An 11,353-nucleotide genomic window follows, 5' to 3' on the forward strand; every position below is an offset into this window, starting at 1 on the left:
TTTGCGTATGTGAAGTTTTCAGAGAAATGTTCCGCAATGACCTCCTAAGAGGGGATATTTTACTACTTACTTACATCGAACTCAGGTTATTTTAATGTAGGTGGTAAATTGTCTGAAGTCCGCTGAATCTGGCAGCCGTCTTCTCAGGATATATAGTGACGGGCTGGTGGCTTGCCTTCTAAAGTGTTTGATAGCTGACAACTGGAGAGCTAATTGGTCAAAGATGGAACTTCGAGCAAGGTGTTTGGCTTTGATGAAGTTGATATTTCATAGCTTTGCGCTTTGTTTTGAAAAGGGAGTTGTTGAACATCAGGGTTATTATACCGGCATTTAATGAAGAAAAATCTATTGCGCTGGTGGTAAGGGATATTCCCAAGCCCATGGTTAAGGAGGTAATTGTGGTGAATAATGCTTCTACCGACAATACGGTGGAAGTAGCCCGGCAGGCCGGAGCCACTGTATTGAATGAAATGACCCCGGGTTATGGAAACGCCTGTTTAAAGGGACTGGAATATCTGAAAGGCCTGAATGATACAACAGATATTGTAGTGTTTATTGATGGCGATTATTCAGACTACCCCACACAATTACCCGAACTGGTGCACCCAATTATTGAGGATAATTTCGATATGGTGATTGGTTCCCGAGCCTTGGGTACACGAGAGTCGGGATCGATGACTTTTCCGCAGGTGTTTGGTAACTGGTTGGCCACCACTCTTTTGCGATGGTTCTATGGAGTTCGTTTTACTGACTTGGGGCCTTTTAGAGCCATTAAGTACAAGCGTCTTATGGCCTTGAATATGACGGATAGAAATTATGGCTGGACGGTTGAAATGCAACTGAAAGCTGCTCAGCAGGGCCTACGCTGTACAGAGGTGCCTGTAAACTATAAAAGGAGAATAGGGGTTAGCAAAGTGTCGGGTACTGTGAAGGGCACTGTTATGGCAGGTTATAAAATTTTATATACCATATTTAAGTATTTGTAATGTACTGGCTGGAACTACTGATAATGACACTTTACACAGGGGCGCTGCTGTTCATCTTTGCCTACAGTATTTCGCAGTTAAGCCTGGTGTATCATTACAAAAAAGCAGTTAAAAAGGGTCAAATAAAGCAACCGGCTACCGTTGGTCCTGACTATGAGTACCCCATGGTTACGGTGCAGCTGCCGGTGTATAATGAGCTGTATGTGGTGGAGCGCCTTATCGATGCCGTTGCCCGATTCGACTGGCCGAAAGAGCGTCTTGAAATTCAGGTGTTGGACGATTCTGACGATGAAACCGTTGAGCTTATTGCCCGGAAAGTAAGCCACTGGCAGCAGCAAGGGGTAGCCATTGAGCACGTTAGACGTCCGGAGCGTAAAGGCTTTAAAGCGGGTGCATTGCAATATGGAATGGCCCGTGCCAAAGGCGAGTTTATCGCCATTTTCGATGCCGACTTTGTGCCTCAACCCGATTTTCTGAAAGGCTCGGTGCCACACTTTAATCAATCCAAAGATATTGGGGTAGTGCAAACACGTTGGGGGCACATCAATGAAAAGTATTCGTTGCTTACTCGTCTGCAAGCCTTTGGGCTCAATACTCATTTTCGGGTAGAACAGAACGGCCGATTTCAGGGCGGGCACTTTCTCAACTTCAACGGTACTGCAGGCGTTTGGCGAAAGACCTGTATTGAAGATGCAGGAGGCTGGAAAGCCGATACACTGACAGAAGATCTGGACTTAAGCTACAGGGCTCAACTCAAAGGATGGAAAATATTCTATACCCCCGAAATTGTAGCTCCGGCCGAATTGCCTGCCGCTATGGGGGCCATAAAATCACAGCAATACCGCTGGACCAAAGGGGCTGCTGAAACAAGCAGAAAGCTGCTTCCGCAAGTGTTAAAAGCTCAGCTGCCCTGGGGAACTAAGTTTCATGCGGCTTTCCATTTGCTAAACTCGGCTGTGTTTATTTGCATTGTTATTACGGCATTGCTCAGTGTTCCGGTGCTTTTTATTCGCAACCTGTCCGATGGTTGGGGCATGCTGCTCAATATTTCCATGATATTCCTGATGGGCTATGTGTTTTTGGTCATTTTTTATTGGAATGGATTTAAGAACGATGGGGTAAGTTTTTGGCAAAACTTGCGACAGTTTGTGCCTCAAATGTTTATGCTCCTCTCTGTTTTTCTGGGACTTTCAGTACACAATGCTGTAGCTGTTTTTGAAGGATTGATTGGTAAGAAAAGTCCTTTTATCCGAACCCCGAAATTCAATATAAAGACCACCAAAGACAGTTGGCATGGAAATAAATACTTTAGTAGGAAGGTAAACCCTCTTACTCTGGTAGAAGGCTTGCTGAGCCTCTACTTTTCGGCAGGCCTGGCGTTGGCTTTCTATTTCAACGATTTTGCCCTTCTGCCCTTTCATATCTTGCTTAGTTTAGGTTTCTTGTTGGTGTTCTACTATTCGGTACAGCATACAAGACATGCCTAGACAGCACAATTATTGGCTCAACCTGGGGTTTATTCTCAGTGCAGCCCTAACCATCTATCTGGGGTATTTTGTGCCTCGCGAAGCCACTTTACCACTGATCGCTGGCTACACACTTTTCTTTGGTTCGGTAGTATTGATAATCAAAAAACTAGAGCCGGGCGAAGAAGACCTGGCCTACTACTGGGGCATGTTGTTACGTTTGCTGCTAATTGCTTCCATTCCCAAGTTGTCAGACGATGTCTATCGGTTTATATGGGATGGTCGCCTGCTAACCGCACTGGAAGACCCCTACAAACACTTACCAAATTATTTTCTCAACCGCGGAGTGGAGGGTGTTGATGCGGTTTTGTACGAAAAACTCAATTCCAAAGAGTATTTTAGCATTTATCCGCCACTCAATCAGTTGGTGTTTTTTATTGGTGCTCTGTTTTCTCCACAGTCGGTATTTTGGTCTATAGTAGTAATGCGCATTGTGCTGCTCGTTTTCGATTGGGGAAACCTAAAGCTAATTCAGCGCCTGCTGGCCCATTATAAATTACCCAAACACTACGGACTTTTGTATGTGCTCAACCCTTTGGTGGTACTGGAATTCAGTGGCAATCTTCATTTTGAAGTAATACTTATTTTCTTTTTGTTACAGGCCATTTGGCACTACGAAAAAGGCAGACTCCATATTTCAGCCATTTTCTTTGGGCTGTCAGTAGCCACCAAATTTATTCCACTAATTGCCTTGCCTTTGCTGCTTCGCAAATTGGGTGTGAAAAAGACCGTTATCTATGGATTGATTGTGACGGGTACTTTGGCAGTGACCTTTTTGCCATTGATTAATACGGCTCATGTTTGGGCTATTTGGGAAAGTCTTCAACTGTACTATCAAAAATTTGAGTTCAATGGCAGCTTTTACTACCTGGCCCGGTGGTATGGGTTTGAAACAGAGGGGCACAACATTATTGCTAAATCGGGCAAATGGATGATGTACGCTACCCTTGGCTCAATAATGATTTACTCTCTTTTGGCCAAAAAGAAAGGCCAATGGCCGCGGCAAATGGTTTGGGTATGGTTGTTTTATTTGCTTTTTGCCACAACGGTTCATCCTTGGTATGTTCTTCCTCTGTTGGCGCTAAGTGTGTTCTCCAGGTTTCGGTTTCCGCTAGTGTGGTCGTACCTCATTTTCCTCACCTACATCAACTATTCTGGCGGACAATATGTCGACAGGTTGGATGTTGTAATTGTTGAATACGGCCTTCTGGCTCTAATCATTGTGGCAGAGCTGCTGGGGTTAAAAGGGGATAAGCTGATTTTTAATTCAACTCTAAACGATAAGTAATGTGCTTTTTGGAAGGTTTGGCTCCCAGGCCTCTATGAATAGCCAGCATTTTTTCGTTGAAATCGCCCACCCACGAGAGCTCTATTTCATTGACATTGGTGTTGGTAATGGTGTGCTTAAAGCAGCAATAGGTAAGTACTGACTCCAGCCCCATGTTCTGAAACTTGGGTTTGCTTCCCATGACTACCACGCGTACCCGGGTAATGTATTTGGTTTTCTTTAGCCACACAAACCGAAGCTTGTTCCAGAGGTTTAGTTTGCCGTTGAACTTTTTGAATATCTGGTTTACATCGGGCAGGCACATTACAAAAGCAGCCGGTTCACCATCTACATAAGCAAACTGCACCAGCCCGGGGTCTACTATGGGTTTTATTTTTCGGAAGGTTTCAATCACATACTCCTTTTTAATAGGAGTGAAGTTTTCGAACTCTGCCCAGGCGCTGTTGTATATGTTCATGAAGTCTTCGGCAAACCCATCGATTAGAGCTGGCTTGAACTCACGAATTTCGAGGTTAGGCCTACGCTGCATCACATATTCCGCAATTTTTACAAATCGGGGGCTAAGGCCATTCTCCAGGGTAAACTCATTGGTGATTTGCTCCATTTTCTTTTGGAAACCATAGCTTTCCAAAAGTTGCTTGTAATACGGATGATTATAGGCCATTCCGTACGATGGTTGAGTAAAGCCCTCAACCAACAGCCCCCAGTACTGGTCGTTCTCTCCAAAATTAATGGGGCCGTCAACTGTAGTCACCTTTCGCTCTTTGAGCCAGTCAATGGCAGCGTCTAACAGCATTTTGGAGGCGGTTTCATCATTTATGCTTTCAAAAAAACCAATGCCGCCAATGCGCTTATTGTTATAGTTGGCCTTTTTTTCGTTGATGAAAGCGGCTACTCGGCCAATGAGCTTGCCGGAGCTGTTTTTAAGAATCCAACGGGTAGCTTCACCATGCTGATAGTAGGTGTTTTTTTCAGGGTTAAAAACCGCCTCAATGTCTGTATCCAGAGGGCAAACCCATTCGGGATCATTTTTATAGAGCTCCCGGGCCACATCTAAAAAGGCTAGTTCTTCGCTTCTATTTTTTACCTCTATTAATTGCATACAAACGGCTTTTCAAGCATGGGACAAAGAAATCTTTTATTTGGCAATCTTGAAAACAGAAGGGCTAATATTTAGCTCAATAACCCTTTGCTCAGCAAATCGTCAAAAATGAGACGGTCTACCCAGGAAACAAGTTGCTTATCGGCAAAGTTAAGCCAACGAATTTCTTCTATTTCCGAGGCGGGCTCAATTTTACCCTGATACTTGCCCCAGTAGCAGGTCATTTGCACCACAACACCTTCCGGCTTCCCGTGGGCTTGTGCCTCAAATGTACCATAATACTCTAAAGAATTGGGAAGCAAGGCAACCGACAGTTCTTCTTCAATCTCTCTCATTAAGGCTTCATCGTCCGATTCGCCCGGCTCACGTTTTCCACCCGGAATATAGAAGGTATCTTTCCCTTTACTGCGGGCAACCAGAATTTTGCCATCAACAATCTCTAGCCAGGCCAGTTTGTCTATGATCGTAGTTTTAGTTTCCATCGAGCTTTTCTGAGATTATCTTTGTGATGCTGTTTTTACCTATCAGGTTTTCTAACTGATGGGCCAGGATTTCCAGAGAATCATTTTCATGGAAGTATATTTCTTTCCTTAAACGCCAGTATAATTTACTTTTTTCATTGTCGCACGAAACTATCAGCTCATTGAAGACTTTAAGAGTCATGTCAGGATCAATCAGCGAGGTGGAGGCTATGGAGTAGTCGGCCAAAAGAGGTTCAAATAGGAACTCTTCTGGCACGCGGTTGTAGAAATATTCTGCTCTTTCCCATCGGTTCATGCTGGCTTCATTGTATGCTTTTTCCAGGTTTTTGGCAAGTTCGGAAAGCAGCTCGAAATAGCCGGGTGATGTAATGCTTTGAAAAGCCATTTTAGAAAGAGGCATATTTCTGTGTACAAGGTCTATGTCGCCAATAAACAGCTGGTATCCGTTGGTAATGAGTTTAAACTCCAATACCTCGAAAATACTGGACGGGTGGGTATACACGAAGGTGAGCCGGTAAGAATCTTTCTGTAATTCTTTTGAAGTAAGCGTTACCCGGCCATCTATGGAAGAATAGTAACAAAGCCAATTTAATGTGGTTCTTAGACCATCATTAAGTACTTTCGGATTCTCCAATCCAATGGATTCAAGCTGATAGTCACTGTAGCCTTTGGTCTTAGCCAGCCGAACACAACTGTCTTTCAGATGAGAAAGCCCAATGAGTGCCGATAGAATTTTCGGTTTGTTTTGGGTTAGTGCTGTGCCAATTTTAAAAGACACTTTCTCTAATTCTTCATCGGAAAAACTGGCGAGGGTTCTTTTTTGCTCACAACCCAGATTAAGGAAGACCACCAGACCAACTAAGACTAAAGCTTTGTTCACTCCTCAATCAGTTTTTGGAGTATCTCCTGAGCAGCTTTGGCAATAACGGTGCCCGGTCCGAATACGGCTGCTACTCCGGCATTGTATAAAAACTCATAGTCGTTTGGCGGAATTACTCCCCCGGCTATCACCATTATATCATCTCTTCCTATTCTCTTTAGCTCGTTAATTAGCTGCGGAATGAGGGTTTTATGACCTGCGGCCAGGCTGGAGGCCCCCACAATGTGTACATCGTTTTCTGCGGCCTGCAAAGCTACTTCTTCCGGAGTCTGGAAAAGCGGGCCTATGTCTACATCGAATCCCAGGTCGGCAAAACTAGTCGCAATTACTTTGGCCCCACGGTCGTGGCCGTCCTGACCCATTTTGGCCACCATAATGCGAGGTCTCCGTCCATCCAGTTCGGCAAATTCATCGGCCAGCGCTCTGGCTTTCAGAAAGTCTTCATTTTCTTTCACTTCACTCGAATATACACCCGAAATTGTTTGCGTCACAGCTTTGTGTCGGCCAAAAACTTCTTCCATAGCCATGGATATTTCGCCTAGAGAAGCCCTGTTGCGGGCTGCTTCTACAGCTAGTTCCAGCAGGTTGCCCTGGCCGGAGCGTGCACATTCGGTAAGGGCTTTCAATGAGCCTTGAACAGCTTCGTTGTTTCTTTCGTTGCGTAGTTTTTCCAATCGGGCTATTTGCGATTTCAATACAGCGGTATTGTCTACCTCTAATAGCTCAATGTCTGTTTTTTCCTCTACCGCATATTGGTTCACACCCACAATAACGTCTTTCCCAGAGTCTATTCTGGCTTGCTTTCGGGCGGCAGCTTCTTCAATTCTTAGCTTGGGCAAGCCTTGCTCTATAGCTTTGGCCATACCCCCCATTTCTTCAACCTCCTGAATGAGCGACCAGGCTTTTTTTACCAGCCGATCGGTGAGGTGCTCTACATGATGTGAACCTCCCCAGGGGTCGATAACCCGGGTTATGCCGGTTTCTTTTTGTAAGAAAAGTTGTGTGTTTCGAGCAATGCGAGCCGAAAAATCGGTTGGTAGGGCAATGGCTTCATCGAGCGCATTGGTATGCAACGATTGTGTGTGACCCATGGCGGCAGCCATAGCCTCTACGCAGGTCCGGGTCACATTATTGAACGGATCTTGTTCTGTAAGCGACCAACCGGAAGTCTGGCAGTGCGTTCTTAAAGCCATAGACTTCGGGTTTTTTGGGTTGAATTGCTTGACCAGTTTGGCCCAAAGCAATCGGCCGGCCCTCATTTTGGCAATTTCCATAAAATGGTTCATTCCAATGGCCCAGAAAAAGGATAGCCGTGGGGCAAAGTCATCGATATCTAAGCCGGCATTGATACCTGTTCTAAGGTATTCCAGTCCATCGGCCAGGGTGTAGGCCAGTTCCAGATCGGCTGTGGCTCCGGCTTCTTGCATGTGGTAGCCCGAAATGCTGATGGAGTTAAACTTGGGCATGTATCGGGAGGTGTATTCGAAAATATCACCTATAATTCTCATGGAGGGAGCAGGAGGATAGATGTATGTGTTTCGTACCATGAACTCCTTGAGAATGTCGTTTTGAATGGTTCCGCTTAGTTGCTCTTTATTCACACCTTGTTCTTCGGCTGCCACTATATAGAAGGCCATGATTGGAATTACGGCACCATTCATGGTCATGGAAACAGACATTTTGTCTAGCGGAATCTGATCGAAAAGCACCTGCATATCGAGAATGGAGTCTATGGCTACGCCTGCTTTTCCTACATCGCCCACCACGCGCGGGTGGTCGGAGTCATAGCCACGGTGTGTGGCCAGATCGAAAGCTACAGACAGACCCTTTTGGCCGGCAGCCAGGTTTCTTCGGTAGAAGGCATTGGACTCCTCGGCAGTAGAAAAACCGGCATATTGTCTTACGGTCCATGGCCTAACGGTATACATGGAGCTGTAGGGGCCTCTTAAGTATGGGGGCATACCGGCTGCGAAACCCAGATGTTCCGGTGTTTCTGGTTTTAAGGTGTTGGGATTGGCCGGTATTTCTATGCCTTCGGCCGACTTCCAGGTTTGGCCGCTATGGTTTTGATTATTTTTTGGGGTTGCTGGTGCTAATTTCGGTCTCATTAACGGCTGGTTTTAGGTTGAAAACTAGTCAGGTCCAGGTTAGACACTCCACCCTCTTGCTCTATTTGTTGCAAGATATTGAACGACTGATGGAAGAGTTCTTCTGTAAGGTGTTCTATATAGTAGGAGCCGGCAGCCGGATCTACCATTTTATTCAGGTAAGACTCTTCACTAAGAATAGTAGAGATGTTTCTGGCTATGCGTTGTGCCAGTGATTTTTTGCTTGGGAATACATTATAAAAAGGTCTAACCAACAAGGCATCCACTCCTCCGATAACTGCGGACATGGCCTGTGTAGTGGCATGCAGCAGAAAACTATGCGGATCGGCCTCTTCACCGGTCCAGGGGCCGGCTTCTGCAACAAGGGTTGGGCTTGCGCTTTCATGGCCATAGCCTGTAGCAATCGTGCTGAAGAGTCTGCGGAGTGCCCGCAGTTTGGCTATTTCTAAAAAGAAGTCGTTACTCAACCTCACCTGAAGTACTGCCTGACGAAGGCAATCTTCCACACCATGTCCTTGTTCAGTGAGCGTATCTACCCGATCAATTAATCGGCCTATGGTAAGGGCCAGGTTTAAAGGAGTGTCGCTCTCGCTGTTCATCATAGCCATCAGCAACTTAGGACCTGTGCTCAAAAGTGGTGCTCCCGGGCCATGTATAAAGCCGTTGGTTTCTTCCAGTGGTATGTTTTTAGCTTTCAGGTACTCGCGGTATTTTTCAACGAGTGTTTGGGCCAGGTTTTGACGCTCAAAATGGAATGCCACATGGCAGTATTTCAGTTCTATATCTTTGAGCAACACCTGGTAGTCGGGAGTTTCGCTCAACTCGAAGAGTATGCCGCTGGCACCACCTGCCAAAGCATTTAGCGCCTCTTTATTGGCTTCTGACTCATGCACAACTTCTACGGGCTGGTAATTCACCCAAAACCGGTCGCCCAGTAAGGCGGTGTTTTGGCTGAAATGAGTGTAGTCAAACCTTTCGAAATCAAGGTCTTCAGCCGTGTAAAATGGCTTTCCTTTCACTCCCCCGGTTTTCCACAAAAGCGAATCTGTTGGTTGGCCTTTCAGATCTTTTTCCAGCTGAGCCATCCAGTCTTGAGCGGAATGTTTAGAAAAATCCTCGAATAAGCTATTCTCCATAAATTACGGTTTACTTGTGCGAAAATACGTTTTTTCGTCTTGGAGCCTAAATCTTTCTGGTATCTAAAATGAGTGCAGTTAGGGCTTGACTATCAGAGACTAGTCAACTTATCAACAGAAAAGAGTGTGGATAACGTGTGGATTAGTGGGGAAAACTATTTTCTCCTCTTACAGTTCTTAGGCTTTCCATTGTCTGTGTTTTTTTTCATTTTTGTTCCCCTCCTCTGGCAAAGTAAGGGTCAATTTTTGAATTGTTGATGGTGAAAAGCGAAACTTCTGTATGGGATGACTGCCTCGATCTGATTCGGGGACAGGTGGGTGATCAAAGCTTTAAAACATGGTTTGAGCCGATCAGACCCATAAAGCTTGAGAACGACACGCTTACCATTCAGGTTCCAAGTCAGTTTTTTTATGAATACCTGGAAGAGCACTATGTGCACTTGTTGAGGCAATGCATACAAAATGAGCTGGGCCCCGGTGGCAAGCTGGAGTATTCTGTAATTGTAGACAGCGGAAGCGTGAAGAATCAGGCGTATGCGGTAACGCTGCCGAATCAAAGACAGCACAAAAGTGCTAACAACGGATGGGGTAAAGGGGCTGACTCGCCCGAAGTGCTGAATCCTTTTGAGATGCCTTCGCTGGATAAAAACTCGAGGTATTCTAACCTTAACCCTAACTATAGCTTCGACAACTACATAGAGGGCGACTGCAACCGGCTGGCACGTTCGGCAGGTATAGCGGTAGCAGAGAAACCTGGCATTACCTCCTTTAACCCTTTGATGATTTATGGTGGTGTAGGGCTGGGTAAAACTCACCTGGTGCAGGCCATTGGTAATAAGATTGGTGAAGAGGGCAAAAACAACTTTGTGTTGTATGTTTCTTCCGAAAAGTTTACGACCCAGTTTACCGATGCCATTAAGAACAATAGCATTCAGAGCTTCACCAACTACTATCTGCAGGTAGATACGCTAATTATAGACGATGTTCAGTTTTTTAGCGGAAAGGAGAAAACTCAGGAAATGTTCTTCCACATTTTCAATCATCTGCACCAGAACGGTAAGCAAATTATAATGTCTTCGGACAGAGCTCCGCGCGATTTAAAGGGATTGCAAGATCGCTTGCTTTCACGTTTTAAATGGGGGCTTACGGCCGATCTTCAGATGCCTGATTTTGAAACCCGGATGGCCATTATTATGCGTAAGATGCAGTCCGATGGAATTTATATTCCTGACGATGTGGTGGAGTACCTGGCCTACTCGGTAGATACTAATGTGAGGGAGTTGGAAGGCGTGCTTATTTCGCTCATTGCGCATGCTACGCTCAACAAGACCGATATTAACCTGGAACTGGCTAAGCAAACGCTCAAAAACATTGTGCACGATATAGAGTCTGAAGTAGGTATTGACTACATCCAGAAAACGGTGGGCGAATACTTTCAGATTAGTGTTGAAGACCTAAAAGACAAAACCCGAAAGAAGGAGATTGTAATTGCCCGCCAGGTAGCCATGTATCTTTGCAAAGAGTACACCAACCATTCCTTAAAATCTATTGGCTACCACTTTGGCGGAAGAGACCACAGCACGGTAATTCATGCGGTGCAGTCGGTGAGTGATATGATGGATATCGACCAAAAATTTGCTCAGGCCATAGAAGAGCTGAAGAAGAAGATGAAAATGAAGTTGGTTTAGGACTTCTGTTCACTAGTTTTCCGTTTTCAGTAGCAGAAACAACTCCTCGTCATGTTGCCCTACAGTGATTTCCAGAGTGTGTTTGAAGTTTTCTGATTTTCGAATCTCAGTTTCCAGCTCGGAAAATAAATCAAAAAAGATCAGATAAATTTCGCTA

General features: G+C 45.2%; 9 protein-coding genes. 4 read left to right on the plus strand and 5 right to left on the minus strand.

Translation table 11 applies throughout. The features are described 5' to 3' along the window. The first annotated feature begins 302 nt into the window (after positions 1-302). From B3763_RS06730 to B3763_RS06740, 3 genes are read left to right on the plus strand one after another with little or no spacing between them, the layout of a single operon-like run. Entirely contained in the window at positions 303-986 is a 684-nt protein-coding gene (locus tag B3763_RS06730; protein WP_286745037.1) for a glycosyltransferase family 2 protein, read from the plus strand. Positions 987-1,009: 23 nt separating this feature from the next. After that, positions 1,010-2,473: a cellulose synthase family protein gene (locus tag B3763_RS06735; protein WP_229838479.1), complete on the plus strand. Its 1,464-nt coding sequence runs from the start codon at positions 1,010-1,012 to the stop codon at positions 2,471-2,473. Next, a complete protein-coding gene (locus B3763_RS06740; protein WP_286745044.1) occupies positions 2,466-3,800 on the plus strand; it encodes a hypothetical protein in 1,335 nt (444 codons plus the stop codon). Before B3763_RS06735 ends, B3763_RS06740 begins: the two co-directional genes overlap by 8 nt. Here the strand turns inward: B3763_RS06740 and B3763_RS06745 are convergent. The 5 genes from B3763_RS06745 to B3763_RS06765 form a co-directional block, all read right to left on the minus strand. Continuing rightward, complete coding sequence (locus B3763_RS06745; RefSeq protein ID WP_286745047.1) at positions 3,775-4,902, minus strand: hypothetical protein; 1,128 nt, start codon at positions 4,900-4,902, stop codon at positions 3,775-3,777. The genes B3763_RS06740 and B3763_RS06745 overlap by 26 nt on opposite strands. 71 nt (positions 4,903-4,973) lie before the next feature. Next, entirely contained in the window at positions 4,974-5,384 is a 411-nt protein-coding gene (locus B3763_RS06750; protein ID WP_286745050.1) for an NUDIX hydrolase, read from the minus strand. Continuing rightward, positions 5,374-6,264, minus strand: a complete 891-nt coding sequence (locus B3763_RS06755) for a hypothetical protein (protein ID WP_286745052.1) — start codon at positions 6,262-6,264, stop codon at positions 5,374-5,376. Before B3763_RS06755 ends, B3763_RS06750 begins: the two co-directional genes overlap by 11 nt. Continuing rightward, a complete protein-coding gene (gene scpA, locus B3763_RS06760) occupies positions 6,261-8,372 on the minus strand; it encodes a methylmalonyl-CoA mutase (RefSeq protein ID WP_286745053.1) in 2,112 nt (703 codons plus the stop codon). Before scpA ends, B3763_RS06755 begins: the two co-directional genes overlap by 4 nt. Next, positions 8,372-9,508: a methylmalonyl-CoA mutase family protein gene (locus B3763_RS06765; protein ID WP_286745056.1), complete on the minus strand. Its 1,137-nt coding sequence runs from the start codon at positions 9,506-9,508 to the stop codon at positions 8,372-8,374. Before B3763_RS06765 ends, scpA begins: the two co-directional genes overlap by 1 nt. A 257-nt stretch (positions 9,509-9,765) precedes the next feature. Between B3763_RS06765 and dnaA the strand changes: the two genes are divergently transcribed. After that, positions 9,766-11,196 (plus strand): chromosomal replication initiator protein DnaA, encoded by a 1,431-nt coding sequence (gene dnaA, locus B3763_RS06770; protein WP_189628371.1) that lies wholly within the window; start codon positions 9,766-9,768, stop codon positions 11,194-11,196. Positions 11,197-11,353: the final 157 nt, after the last annotated feature.

The sequence above is a fragment of the Roseivirga sp. UBA1976 genome (genome assembly GCF_002336325.1).
Taxonomy (GTDB): domain Bacteria; phylum Bacteroidota; class Bacteroidia; order Cytophagales; family Cyclobacteriaceae; genus Roseivirga; species Roseivirga thermotolerans.